The sequence below is a fragment of the Cryobacterium sp. MP_3.1 genome (assembly GCF_035984795.1).
Lineage (GTDB): Bacteria > Actinomycetota > Actinomycetes > Actinomycetales > Microbacteriaceae > Cryobacterium > Cryobacterium zongtaii.
Genome location: NZ_JAXCHV010000022.1, coordinates 1 through 12,916 on the forward strand (window position 1 = coordinate 1; position 12,916 = coordinate 12,916).

The window sequence follows — 12,916 nt, forward strand, 5'->3', positions numbered from 1 at the left end:
GGTGATGGGGCCGAAGACCCGGAGGCGGCCCGACGACGAGAGCTACCTGATGCCCCGGCCGCGGCCGACCCGGCAGCCGACCCCGCCGGTGCCCGGGAACCCGCCGTTCTAGAAGCTGGAGGAGCAGCCAACGAGGCTACAGGAGCAGCTTGAAACCCACGTGGGAGGAGGCGAAGCCGAGGCGCTCGTAGAAGCGGTGAGCGTCGAGACGGGAGGCGTCGGAGGTGAGCTGTACCAGCCGACATCCGCGTCCGCGCCCGTACTCAACCGCCCAGGTCAGCATCTCGCTGCCGAGGCCGTTGCCGCGCAGGGCGGCGCTCACGCGCACCGCCTCGATCTGCAACCGAGTCGCCCCGGACCGGGCGAGCCCGGGCAGCACCGTGAGCTGTTGAGTGGCCACCACCTTCCCGGCGGGATCGTCGACGACAACGAGCAGTTGGTCTGCCGCTTCGTCGATCGCGGTGAAGGCAGCCAGGTAGGGCGCCAGATCCTGCGCCGCGGTGGATTCCTCAGCGGATCGCAGGTGGTCGTCGGCGAGCAGGCCGATGATCGCGGGCACGTCCTCGGCGAGCGCCCGTCGCAGGGTGAATGGTCCGCCTGGTAGGTCGAAAACTGCCTCAGTCATCCATCCAGCATGCCAGTGCACGTTTGTCTGCGCGGGCCCGAAATGCCGCACGCCCGGACCGCCGCCGCCCACGACAGGTGGGCGGCGGCGATCCGGGCGTGTGCCGATGCCTCGGCCGGTTAGTAGCTGTTCGAGAAGACCGGAGCGCCGTCGACCATCTTCACGGTCCCATTGACCGAGAAATTCATGGTTGCCGTTTCCGGCGACGCCTGGCCCCGATAGTCAGTGTTCGTGTAGGTCACGGTCGCCGAGCCACGATCTTCCGTGGCGAGGTACCACTCGTTCTTGTACGAGCTGCCCAATGACGTCACGGCCGGCTCGTCGATGGTCCAGACGACATCGGTGATAGTGCCGTAATCGAACACATAAATCGGGCAGTCGTCGGCATTCAGCACCTTCTGCGCCACGCAGCCGGCGAGATATTCCGCCACCTGCTCATCAATGGACGAGGTGAACTTCGCCGTCGGTTCGAGCTTCAACTGCGCACTACCTGATGACACAACCATTCCGACCTGGACCGTCTGCGGCTCGGCTGCAAGCCACTCGGCGTCCCCTGCGCTGCCGATGACATAATCTCCGGCGAAGGCGAGAACCTCCAGATAACCGGACTCCTGGACTTCACTGGTCAGCTGAATGACGGTGCCGTTGACATCGACCGATTCGATACCCGGCGCGACGGAGACCGACACCGTCGGCAGCCAGACCGGGTCCAGGGTCCAGTTATCGAAGAACAGGGCCGTCTTCCCGGACTTCGTCAACGTGTAGCTCGCATCCTCCTTGACCCCGTCCAGGTCGACGTCGGCAGTCACCGTGGCGGTATCGCCTGTGGTGCTGACGTCGGTGATCGTGAATCCGGTGATCCGGCCCTCGGTCGCCTTCAGCACCTTGTCGGTGAGCAGCACCCCCTGCTCCCCGGAGCCGTCGACATCACCGATCGCCACGGCAGCCGATGCGTCACCGGCCACGAGCGCGTCCAGGTAGCTTTCCACCTGGTTCTGTGGGCTGTAGACCATCTGATTGACGATCGAAACGGCGATGGATGCGCCGAGCACCACGACGACACCGGCCCCGACGGCGGCGAGCACGATCTTGACCCGGCGCTTCTTCTCCGGGGTCATCGGCACGGTCGCGGCAACACCAGCATGCTGGGGCGGGACCACGGCGGGCTCTCCAGAGCCGACGGGCACTCCGGTCGCGCCGGGAGCGGCGCTGGCGACGGAAACCTTGGTCGGCTCCGGCAGCACATACGTACCGGGCACGGCGAACGGCACGCCGACCAGTCCGGTGATCTTGGCCGACCGGGTGAGGACGGCGGCGGGGAGGAGCTGCACCACGGTCGGGGCCGCGAAGACCGCGACGACCTCGACGAGGGCGCCCAGCGCGGCGAAGACGATGAATGTCCACGCGGCCAGTCCGACGACGCCGGAGGCAGCAGCAGCCCCTTCGATCAGGGAACCGGCACCCGCGAGAAGACCGTCGAGGCTCTCGCCTGCGCCGGCCGTGTCGACACTCGTCCAGCCGCCGATGCCACCCACAGTCGAGATGACGATGCCCGCGACAGCGAACGACACCACCGTGGTCACCCACGACATGGCCGCAGACAACCTCAGCTGCCCGCGACGAAGACGCAACACGGTACCCGTGACCAGGATGAGCAGTAGGTTGACCACCAGGATCAGCACTGTGGCCCAGCCGGGCAGCTCAGCGGGCATCCAGAAGCTGTTCGACGAACCGGTCAGCCCACCCAGGGCGGCCAGAGAACCACCGAACGTGAGCGGTGCGAGGTTCACGAAGCCGAGGCCGTCGACCACAGCGGTCGGAAGCCAGAAGAACGCGGTCAGGAGAGCGTTGACGCCGCCGTTGATCACGGACCAGACCAGCAGTCCCACGGTGACCAGAACGGCGAGCACACCGAGGTGCAGCCCGACGACCGGCAGCGTCGACCGCACGGATGCGAACACGGTGGTGGCGGCCGGTGCCACGACGGCAGGCGTGATGCCGGCGGCTGCGCGGGCCACCCGGGCCCGGGCGACATACGACGCGAGGGTGCCCAGAACGAGAGCGCCCAGGAAGGCCGTGAATGACGCTGACGTTGCGGTCCCGGTGGCGGTCGTGAATCCCAAGTAGCTTTCGGAACCGTCACCGAGGACATAGGTGAGCGGTGTGACGGCCGCGACAATGACGACAAGAATCGCCAGCATCACACCGCTGAGCGCCGACAGCAACCAGCGGATGCCGCGCGTCCGGCTCGGCGCGATCCGTTCGTCCCTGCGGGCCACGAATGCGGTGGCGATGATCAGGAAGGCGGTGACCAGCAGCGGAAGCCAGAGCACGGAGACGGCGGCCGAGATCCCCATCACCGTGGCGCCGATGGTGAGCGTGCCGGCGACGGCCAAGCCCACGATCTGAGCGGGCGCCTGGAAGGCCAGTCCCCAATCGAGGGATGCGTCAGCGGCGGCGACGAACACCAGCAGGGTGAACACCAGCGCCAACAGCCAGGTGGCGGCGTAGACGACTACCGGGGCGACCGCGGCGGCGATGAACCGTTCGGCCGGGATACCCCGCACCATCGAGGCGACGCGGGTGCCGACGGTCGGTCCGGTCGGCGCCGGTATGGTCGGCAGCGTGGCACCCGGAGTACCGTACGGAGCCGCGACCGGATCAGCCGGCGCGGGCGGCGCAGCGGCCGGATCTGCTGCCGGATCTGCTGCCGGTTCTGCTGCAGCGGGCGGCTCAGTGGCCACCGCGCTTTGGTCTGTATTGTCTGTGCCCGTTCCGGAATCGTCTCCGGAATCGGGATTCCCACCCAATTGTAAATTATTCATGCTTCCCCCAGTTATCGTTTCGAAGCGTATCGCAAAAAAATAGCTGGCCAGCGGCCAAGTCCGTTCCCCGTGTAACGATCGGAACACACCACTCTGCACCGGCACAATGGACCAATGCACATCACGGACGTCACCCCCGCCGATCTTGATGCCGTGACCACCCTCTGGGAGGAAGCCGGCCTCACCCGCCCGTGGAATCCGCCCGCCACCGACCTCCATCGCGCGCTGGACGGATCGACATCAACTGTGCTCGGCGCCTTTCGCGACGGCAGACTGGTCGGCACCGTGATGGTCGGCCACGATGGCCACCGCGGCTGGGTCTACTACCTGGCCGTCGCCGCGCCCGAGCGCGGCATGGGTCTCGGTCGCCGGCTGATGCAGGCCGCCGAAGCCTGGCTGGTGGAACGCGGCGCCGTCAAGCTGCAGCTCATGGTGCGAGAGAGCAACACCGCCGTCACCGGTTTCTACGACCGGCTCGGCTATGCGGATGCCGACGTGCGCGTCCTCGCGAAACGGCTGGACTGATCTCACTCCCCGGCAGCCGGGGTGCTTGGTTTTCCACCGGGAGCGTGATTCGCTGGGGTCATGTCGAATCAGGGGAACTCACCCGACGAGCCCGTCGGCGCCACCGGCCTGCCGATGTTCCCGCTCGGGTCGGTGCTCTTCCCCTACATGCCGTTGCAGCTGAGGGTGTTCGAAGAGCGCTACCTCATGATGCTGGCGAGCATCCTCGAATCGGAGCCCGCCGAATTCGGGGTAGTCCTCATCGAACGCGGCCAGGAAGTGGGCGGTGGCGAGCACCCATTCAGTACCGGGACAGTGGCGCAGGTGCTCGAGCTGGTGGCGCCTGAGGGGTTCGTCGGCCTCGTCGCGCAGGGAGACCGGCGCATCGAAGTGATCGAATGGCGCCAGGACGCCCCGTACCCGCAGGCCGTGGTGCGGGAGCTGCCCGCCCTGGTCTGGGACGACGCCCTCACCCCGCTGCGGGTGCTCGCCGAGCAGACCGTGCGTCGCACCCTGTCGCTGGCCAGCGAGTTCACCGACGACGCCTGGTCGGCCAACGTCGCCCTGTCGGAGGACCCCGTCGAGGCCGCCTGGCAGCTGGCCGGCATCGCCCCGGTGGGTCCGCTCGACCAGGTCGCCATGTTGCGGTCCACCAGCATGGCCGGCCTGCTTCGGGCGATCTTCGACCACACCGAAGCGGCCGCCGACGCGTACCGGGTGCCCGGCCCCGGTGAGATGGACGCGGACGACTTGAACACGGATGACCTGGACCCTGACGACCTGGATCCGGACGACCCGAAGGCCTGACCCTTACGAGCAACCGCGGCCGGCTCGCCATCAGGGCGGCTACTCGCGGGTGAGGCTCTCCACCGGCGAGCGCCGCGCCGCCCCACCGGCCGGCACGACCGTGGCGAGCAATCCGGCCACCAGCGCCCCGAGCAGCACCATGGCGAGTTGGGTCCAGGGCAGGTGCACGGTCAACGCGAGTTTCTGGGCCTGCAACGACACGGCCGTCAAGCCGGCCCCGGCGTACACAATCCCCAACCCGATGCCGCACGCTGCGGCTACCACCGTGATCAGCGTCACCTCGATACCCAGCGTGGTTCGAAGCTGCCCGCGGGTCAGGCCGAGGGCACGCAATAACGCGGACTCGCGCCGCCGCTCGTACACCGACAACGCCATCGTGTTGGCCACCCCCACGCAGGCGATGACCACCGCCATCGTGAGCAGGGCCAGCACGATGAGCAGCATCACATCGAGTATCTGCTCGTAATAGGTGCGCTCAGGCGCGCCACCGCCCACGGTGAACTTATCGCTCACCGAGAGGATGTCGGTGCTCAGCTGCTGAACCTGGCCGCTGGTGATCCCGTCGCCCAGCCTCAGCTGCACCTGCCCGGTGACCGGCGCTGCCACCAGGATGAGGAGGTCGGTGTGGGTCAGGGTCGCTTGCTTGCGCGCAGCGCTTTCCTCGAGCGTCACCGTCAGTTCGGCGCTGCCGACGTCTCCGGCCACCGTTACGCTGTCGCCGGTCTGCAGAGCTCCCGCGTCGGCGGGATTGAGCAGCAGCTGGCCGGGCTCCGGCACGACAACGCTCGAGCGCGCCACCTGCTGCGCCCGCGCCGAGTCGATGCCTCGAGCCTGCATCAGCACGGGTGTTCCGGCGGCCGGGGAGATGGTGACCCGGGCCGAAGCCACCGCTGTCGCGTCCTCAACGTCGGGCATCGCACTGATGCCGTCGATCTGCTCCGCCGTGATGCCCGCCGGGTCCACCGACTGAACGGTGAGGTCGACCGGCCGTTTCTCATCGATCTTGTCGCCGATCGAGGTCCGCACCGACGTGACACCGACGACCATCATCGTCACCAGGGTCACCCCGACCAGCAGGGCCGCAGCCGTCGACGCCGTGCGGGCCGGGTTACGGGTGGCGTTGAGAGCGGCAAGCCGGGCCGGCACCGACGTCCAGCCGATCGTCGATCCGACGATCCGTACGATCCACGGGATGAACAGGGCCGACGCCAGCAGGATTCCCAGAAAACTGATCACGCCCGACACGACCGCCAGGGTCAGACCGGACCGGGTGGCCCCGACGAACAAACCTGTGCCGCCGAGCCCGATGAGGGCCAGGGCGACGACCGCGCCGACGAGTTCCTGGCGCATGCCGACCGGAGCAGCGATGGCGCGGAGGGCTGCGACCGGTCGCACCCGGGTGGCCCGGTGGGCCGGTGACAACGCAGAGGCGAGGGTGAGCAGCACCCCGATTCCAAACCCGGCGGCCAACAGGACCGGGTCGATCACGAGCCGGCCGAGGTGCACTCCGGATGCGCCGTCACGGCTGAGTTCCGCCAGGATGTGCGCCCTGGCCACGCCGATTCCCACCCCGAGCGCGGAGGCCGCCAAGCCCAGGATCAGCGCTTCGCCCAGGATCAGCCGGCGCACCTGGCCGGCACCGGCGCCGACACACCGCAGCAGGGCCAGCTCCCTGGTGCGCTGGCTGACCAGCACCTGGAAGGTATTCGCGATCACGATGGCGGCCACGAACAGGGCGATGGCGGCGAAGGCCAGCAGGATGCTCGTGAGCACGGTGGCGCTGCCGGAGAGCTGCGCGGTCTGGTCGTCGACGGCCTCGGCCCTGGTCTGCACCACGATGCCCGATGCTCCGGCCACGGCTGCGGAGACCGACGCCGCGACGGCATCCGGCCCGGCATCGCCGCCGGCGACGAGGATCGACGTCGACAGGCTGAACAGGTCCGGATCGGTGAGAGCTTCGCCCTGCATCAGGAGGGTGGGTCCGCCGGCACCCACACCGGCGGCCTGCTGCGCGGTGATGCCCACGACAGTCACCGCGGTGGGGCTGACCCCGGAACCGACGGCGGCGACGGTCAGGGTATCCCCCTCGGCCACCCCCACCGATTCGGCGGTCGCCCGGTCGAGGGTGGCCTCGGTGAGCGCCTGGGGCCAGCGGCCAGCGGTGAGCGTCTGCCAACGCACCGACTCGTCGAGCACCGCGCTGATCTGCCCCACGCTGCGGGTCTCGCCGAACCTGAGGTCCACATAGGCCAGCCGTTCCACGTCGGCAGCGGCCACCCCGGGGGCCGCCTGCACCGCCGGGAGGAGGGTGAGCAGCACATCGGTGGAGGTGCGCGGATCGGAGCTGGCCATCTCGGCCACCGTCTGGGTGACCAGGACGTCGGCCCTGGCCATGCTCGCGGCGAGGGACTCCTCGGTCGTGCGAGTGAAGGTGGCCGAGAGGGTGAGCGTCGCCACGACGAATCCCACCGAGAGCGCCACGGCCAGGCCGGTCGCCAGCAGCCGGGCCAGGGTGGCGCGCAGGCCCGAGAAAAGGACCCTGATCACGGGGTCGACCGGACGGCCGCGTGGCCTGCACCGTGCAGCGCAACACCGTGCAGCGCAGAGAGCACGGAGTCCACCGTCGGAGCGGGCAGCTCGCCCGCGAGGCGCCCGTCGCCGAGGAGCACAACACGGTCGGAGGCCGCGGCCGCGACGGCATCGTGGGTGACCATGATGACGGTCTGGCCCCACTGGGTGACACTTGTGCGCAGGAGCGCGAGCACCTCGGCGCCGGCCACGGAATCGAGATTGCCGGTGGGCTCGTCGGCGAAGATCACGGCCGGCCGGCTCAGCAGCGCCCGAGCGACCGCCACCCGCTGCTGTTGCCCGCCGGAGAGTTCGTGCGGGCGATGCTTCAACCGGCCGGTGAGGCCAAGGGTCTGCACGACCTCTTCGAACCAGGCCTTGTCCACCCTGCGCCGCGCCAGCCCCAGCGGAAGAACGATGTTCTGCCTGGCGGTGAGTGTGGGTACGAGGTTGTAGGCCTGAAAGACAAATCCGATCTTGTCCCGGCGAAGTTTGGTGAGCCCGCGATCACGCAACCCGGTGATCGGGGTGCCGTCGATCCAGACGGTTCCGCTGCTGGCGGTATCGAGCCCGGCCAGGCAGTGCATCAGGGTGGACTTGCCCGACCCCGACGGTCCCATCACGGCCGCGAACTGGCCTCGGGGAAAATCCACGGAGACATCGTCGAGGGCGGCGATCGCCGATTCCCCTCGACCGTAGGTCTTGCGCAGCGCCCTGGCCGCAACCGCGTTGTCGCCCGTGCTGTGAGATCCAGTCATTGCATGTCCCCCGCGTGATAACGACACTCAGGGGTGTGCTTCCGTCAGGGTGCCCCCACTGGCACAGCCCCCGTTTGGGTTACAACACTACGCCCGTTGCCACCTGCGGTTTACCGCTGTCGAGCACTGTTGAGCGCCGTTGAGCGCCGTTGAGCGCTGGAGCATTCCGGGGCAGCATGGGGGCATGCCCTCTCCAGCGTCCTCTCCCTCGTCCTCACGGTCAGTCGGCTTCCCGATCCCCCGCCACGACCGTTTCCCTGATGGGTCGGTCAAGGCCAGCGGCTTTGAACTCGACGGCAAACTCCACGGACACTGGGAATGGTTCCGCCTCGACGGTTCGCTGTTGCGTTCCGGTGAGTTCGACCTGGGTCACCAGGTGGGCTTGTGGCGCACCTGGGACCGCACCGGGCGCCTCGTGAAGGAGACCTCGTTCGGCCCGTCCACCCCGGGCACCAGCCCCGCGGACCCTGCTACCCGGTGATGACATGGCCGGCAACCGGATCGGCACCGGCACAACATTCGATGCCGATGTCTTGATCGTGGGCGCCGGGCCCACCGGGCTCGCCCTCGCCCGAGAGCTGCACACCCACGGGGTCACCGCGATGATCGTCGACAGGGCAGCGGATGCCGCGCACGAGTCCCGCGCGCTGGCTATCCAGGCGCGCACCCTCGAGGTCCTCGCCCGCAACGGCCTTGCGGACGACCTCGTGAGCGCCGGCAACCCGACCGGGACGCTGCTGCTGCACGGGCGCGACCGCCGCCGCCGAGGCAGCCTGAGCGCTGCGCCCGCTCACGCCGTGTCCCTGTTCGACGAGGCATTCGGTGACACGCGCTTCCCGTTCCTCCTGTTCCTCTCCCAGGCCGGCACCGAACGAGTGCTCGTCGACCGCCTGGCCAGCGCGGGCGTCGGCATCCGCCGGGGTCTCACCCTGACGGGCCTGAGCCAGGACGATGACGGGGTCACCTGCACCCTCGAATCCCCCGGCGTACCGCCCAGGACGGTACGCACCCGCTATCTGGTGGGCTGTGACGGCGCGCACAGCGCGACGCGGCACCTGGCCGGCATCGGTTTCTCCGGTCGAGCCTTCCCCCAGCGCTTCCTCCTCGCCGATCTGGAGGCCGACGGTCTGGAACCAGGCCGGGTGCACGTCTACCTGTCCGGAGCCGGTCCGCTCTTCCTGTTTCCTCTCGGCTCGCCGGCCGGCTGGCGGCTGCTGGTGATGCTGCCGCCGGGCAGCCGCACCGGCCCCGTCACCCTGGCCCTCGCTCAGGCAGCCGTCACCCGGTACACCCGGGACACCATCGTGCTGCATCACCCGGTCTGGCTCACCGAATTCACCATCAGCAGTCGGCTCGCTGATACCTTCGCGCGGGGCCGGGTATTCCTGGCCGGCGATGCGGCCCACATCCACAGCCCGGCCGGCGCCCAGGGCATGAACACCGGCATCCAGGATGCCGTGAACCTCGGCTGGAAACTCGCCCTGGTCTGCCGGGGCGCCGCCGACCCTGCACTGCTCGGGAGCTACGAACAGGAACGGCTGCCGGTGGCCCGCTCGGTGCTGGCCGGCACCAACCGTGCCTTCACGGTGGCGACCGGCCAGCATCCGGTGCTGCGTGGCCTGCGGGCCGGCCCGGCCGTGCCGGTGGCCACATTGCTGCTACGCAGCCGGACGGCACGCCGCACCGGCTTTCGGCTGATCTCCGAACTGGGCATCCATTACCGGCGCAGCTCGCTGTCGGTGGACGGGGTCCCCAGCCTCGACCGGGGGCCGCGGCCGGGCGAGAGATTCCCGCAGCCCGGGATGGGCGCGGCTCCGGTGTCTTCCGTCAGGACCGCAGCCGCCGATCACGGCGCGGCACCGGGCCCGCCGGTGTTCCGGATGCTGCTCTGCGGGCCGGCCACTGAGTGGCCCGATGCCCGGGTGCGGGAGTTTCAGGCCCGCTGGGTGCACCTGCTCACCGTGGAACTGACCCCGTCCGCACCGCGATCCCGCTGGTCGGCCGCTCCGCGCGTCGCCGACATCTCGCGCCGACGATCCGCCCCCGACCAGTATCTGGTGCGCTGGGACGGCTACGTCGGCTACCGCGCAGCCGGCGCTGACCTTGACGGCGCCGAGGCCTACCTGCTGGGGATCGGCGCTCGACCACTCCCGCCGTGACCGGGGGCGGGCTCGGCGGGGTCTGCTCCTCGACCGATGAACCAGTAGTAGCCGTCGGCGTCCCGCCGCACCAGGTCGCCCGTGAGGTACCAGCCTCCGACGAAGCGTCGCCGGTACCGGGCGTCGTCCCGCAGGTAGCCGCGGAACATCGACGGCCAGTCGGCGCGAAAGGCGAGCTCGCCGATGGCATCCGGTTCGGTGAGCAGGACCACCCCTCCGTCGTCCCCGCGCACGAACCGCCCGTCGGCGTCGGTGAGCAGCACGGCGGCCTGCACCCCGGGTAGCGGCCGGCCGAGCGCGCCGGGCCGGATCGGACTGCCCGGGAAATTCGCGAGCATGATGCCACCGGTCTCGGTCTGCCGCCAGGTGTCGTGCACCGGCCGCCCGAACGTCTCCTGGGCCCAGGCGAAGACCTCCGAAGGGAGCGGTTCGCCACCGCTGGCCACGTGGCGCAACGCCCTGAGGTCGTACGTGGCCGCGAGCGCGGGGCCGGCCGCCATGAGCATCCGTAGCACTGACGGTGTGGTGTACCACACCGTCACCCGCTGGTCGGCGAGCACACTGTAGGTACGCTCGGCGTCGGGCTCTCCCTCCACGATCAAGACTGTCGCCCCGTGGACCAACGGCGTGATCACGCCATGCGAATTGCCGCTGACCCAGCCGGGGTCCGCAGTGCTCCAGTAGACGTCCTTCTGGTGCAGGTCGAGGGCGTAGAGGCCGGCGACAAAGAGCGAGGCGACGGCATCATGCACGTGCACCACACCTTTGGGCGGACCCGTCGTGCCGCTGGTGAAGTGCAGCATGGCCATGTCCTCCGACTGCATCGCCACGATGTCGCCGTACGGCGGGGCATCGCGCATCAGCGCGACCAGGTCGACGGTTCCCGGGTCCGGTTCTCCGTCGGCATCGATGAGGAGGACCTGCACCAGCTCGGGCAGTTCTGCCCGCACCGGCGCGACGGTTTCTCGGTACAGCTCGCGGGTGGTCACGAGCGCCCGCCCAGAGCCGCGTTTAAGTCTCTGCCGCCCCTGCTCGGGGTCGAAGCCGGAGAACATCGGGCAGAACACGCTGCCGTTCTTGAGAGTGCCCAAGGCGGCCACGAAGAGTTCGGGTATGCGTCCGCAGAGGGAGAAGACCCTGTCCGCCCGCTCGATTCCCAACCGCTGCAGCACACTGGCGAAGCGTCCGGTTTGTTCGGCGAGCTCGGCGTAGCTGAGCGGGTGAGCTGTGCCGTCCGTGCGCACGAACCGCAGCGCATCGTGTCCGGCGAGCGCTCCGGCAGCGTGGCGGTCCACGGCTTCGTGGGCGATGTTGACACCCCGGCCGTCCGGCAGCCCCGACAGCACCTGTCGCACCCGGTCCCAGCTGAACTCCACATAGACCCGCCCGTAGTCGACCAGAGTCGGCCGCACCACGAAGGACGCGGAGTCTGTGTCAAGCGGGGGCCGCGCCGGCGCGGGGTCTGAGGCGTTTGATCCTGCCGTCATGCCCCCATAGAACTCCTGCTCGGCCACCCGGCATAGGGGCCGGCCACAGCAACAGGGCGGTCAGCGCAGCAGGGCGAGGACGATCCGCAGCGCCACGACAACGAGCGTCGCTCCGGCCAGCGCCAGTGCCGCGACGGTGAGACCCCGACCTCTGGCTCCCGCGGGAATGACCCTGTAGGCCTGCATGGTGAAGTAGAGGCCGACGGCGCCGATGACGAAGGCCGGAATCGGGTACACCACGGCGACGACGAGACCGAGCAGGGCAGCCCAGAAGCCGGGTACCCGGCCGGGCGCCTTCGTCCAGTCCGCCCGAGGGGCGCCCATGGCGAGGAGGCGGTTGCCGTCCATCTTGGCTCGGGGATCGTTCACTGTGGAGCTCCTTCGAGGGTCCGTTGGACCGGTTCGGCCGCGACCACTCATCGCTCCCATTCTCGTGCATCCGATGCGCCGGTGGACGACAATCAGCCGCGGCGTCGTCCGGCTGCCGCCTCCAGCTCCAGGGGGGTGACCCTCGCCAGCGGAATGTTGAGGAAGTCGACCAGGGGCGCCAGCACCCTGAACCGTTCGACGACGGTATCGACGAAGCCGTCGGTGAGGGCAGACTGCCCGGGCAGCTGTGCGAAAAGCGCCCAACTGCGCACGCGAAGCAGGTCGGCGGCCGGATGCTCGGCGGGAAAACCCTTGGGGCCGCGAATGAGCGGCCGGCCGGCCAACGGCTCCGCCAGCCGGGTCAGCGACTCGTCGGCGAGCAGGCTGCGCATCTCGTCATGGTGGTCGAGCAGGTACTCGCGAATCGCGTGCAACTGGGGCGAGCCCGGCGAGTAGGCGCCGGCGGCAATCATCACGCCGTGCACCCCCACCTGCACGAAGAATCCGGCACCGCCGGCCTTCTCCAGGCCCTGCCGGGGCCAGTTCGCCGCCAGATGGGTCTTGTACGGGGTCTTGTCGTTCGAGAACCGCACGTCGCGGTAGATCCGCAGCATCGCCTTCGGCGCCGGCCGCAGATAGTCGGGCGCGACCCCCGCCAACTGCAGGTTGATCGCCTCGATCACCGCGAGCATCCGGGCCTTCAGCTCGGTCTCGTAGACGCCCTTGTACTCCTCGAACCACTCACGGTTGTTGCGGTGTTCGAGCTCCTCGAGAAAGTCGAACGCCTGCTCGCTGAAATGGGGACCCACCTGCA

General features: G+C 69.1%; 11 protein-coding genes. 4 read left to right on the forward strand and 7 right to left on the reverse strand.

Annotated features, from left to right (window positions below):
* Positions 1-136: 136 nt before the first annotated feature.
* Positions 137-625, reverse strand: coding sequence for a GNAT family N-acetyltransferase (locus tag RCH12_RS13275; RefSeq protein WP_103480141.1), 489 nt, complete (start codon positions 623-625; stop codon positions 137-139).
* A 119-nt stretch (positions 626-744) separates the two neighbouring features.
* Positions 745-3,369 carry a hypothetical protein gene (locus RCH12_RS13280; RefSeq protein WP_327017155.1) on the reverse strand — a complete coding sequence of 875 codons (2,625 nt, stop codon included), beginning with the start codon at positions 3,367-3,369 and terminating at the stop codon, positions 745-747.
* Positions 3,370-3,564: 195 nt separating this feature from the next.
* Between RCH12_RS13280 and RCH12_RS13285 the strand changes: the two genes are divergently transcribed.
* A complete protein-coding gene (locus tag RCH12_RS13285) occupies positions 3,565-3,975 on the forward strand; it encodes a GNAT family acetyltransferase (RefSeq protein ID WP_103432531.1) in 411 nt (136 codons plus the stop codon).
* Between the two features lie 60 nt (positions 3,976-4,035).
* Positions 4,036-4,761, forward strand: coding sequence for an LON peptidase substrate-binding domain-containing protein (locus RCH12_RS13290; RefSeq protein WP_327017156.1), 726 nt, complete (start codon positions 4,036-4,038; stop codon positions 4,759-4,761).
* A gap of 39 nt (positions 4,762-4,800) precedes the next feature.
* On the opposite strand, the gene RCH12_RS13295 is transcribed toward RCH12_RS13290, so the two are convergent.
* Both RCH12_RS13295 and RCH12_RS13300 read right to left on the reverse strand, forming a co-directional pair.
* Positions 4,801-7,308 carry an ABC transporter permease gene (locus RCH12_RS13295; RefSeq protein ID WP_327017157.1) on the reverse strand — a complete coding sequence of 836 codons (2,508 nt, stop codon included), beginning with the start codon at positions 7,306-7,308 and terminating at the stop codon, positions 4,801-4,803.
* Positions 7,305-8,087, reverse strand: a complete 783-nt coding sequence (locus tag RCH12_RS13300; protein ID WP_327017158.1) for an ABC transporter ATP-binding protein — start codon at positions 8,085-8,087, stop codon at positions 7,305-7,307. The genes RCH12_RS13295 and RCH12_RS13300 overlap by 4 nt, the downstream gene beginning before the upstream one ends.
* A gap of 184 nt (positions 8,088-8,271) precedes the next feature.
* Here RCH12_RS13300 and RCH12_RS13305 point away from each other — a divergent pair, with 184 nt between their 5' ends.
* Both RCH12_RS13305 and RCH12_RS13310 read left to right on the forward strand, forming a co-directional pair.
* On the forward strand, positions 8,272-8,568 hold the full coding sequence (locus tag RCH12_RS13305) for a toxin-antitoxin system YwqK family antitoxin (RefSeq protein WP_327017159.1): 297 nt from the start codon (positions 8,272-8,274) through the stop codon (positions 8,566-8,568).
* A gap of 4 nt (positions 8,569-8,572) precedes the next feature.
* A complete protein-coding gene (locus tag RCH12_RS13310; protein WP_327017160.1) occupies positions 8,573-10,246 on the forward strand; it encodes an FAD-dependent monooxygenase in 1,674 nt (557 codons plus the stop codon).
* Here RCH12_RS13310 and RCH12_RS13315 read toward each other — a convergent pair.
* The 3 genes from RCH12_RS13315 to RCH12_RS13325 all read right to left on the reverse strand — a co-directional run bounded on the left by RCH12_RS13315 (position 10,207) and on the right by RCH12_RS13325 (position 12,911).
* Positions 10,207-11,733: an AMP-binding protein gene (locus tag RCH12_RS13315; protein ID WP_327017161.1), complete on the reverse strand. Its 1,527-nt coding sequence runs from the start codon at positions 11,731-11,733 to the stop codon at positions 10,207-10,209. The two genes, RCH12_RS13310 and RCH12_RS13315, sit on opposite strands and share 40 nt — an antisense overlap.
* A 60-nt stretch (positions 11,734-11,793) precedes the next feature.
* Positions 11,794-12,102, reverse strand: coding sequence for a hypothetical protein (locus RCH12_RS13320; RefSeq protein WP_327017162.1), 309 nt, complete (start codon positions 12,100-12,102; stop codon positions 11,794-11,796).
* A 92-nt stretch (positions 12,103-12,194) separates the two neighbouring features.
* Positions 12,195-12,911, reverse strand: coding sequence for a DUF2461 domain-containing protein (locus RCH12_RS13325; protein ID WP_327017163.1), 717 nt, complete (start codon positions 12,909-12,911; stop codon positions 12,195-12,197).
* Positions 12,912-12,916: the final 5 nt, after the last annotated feature.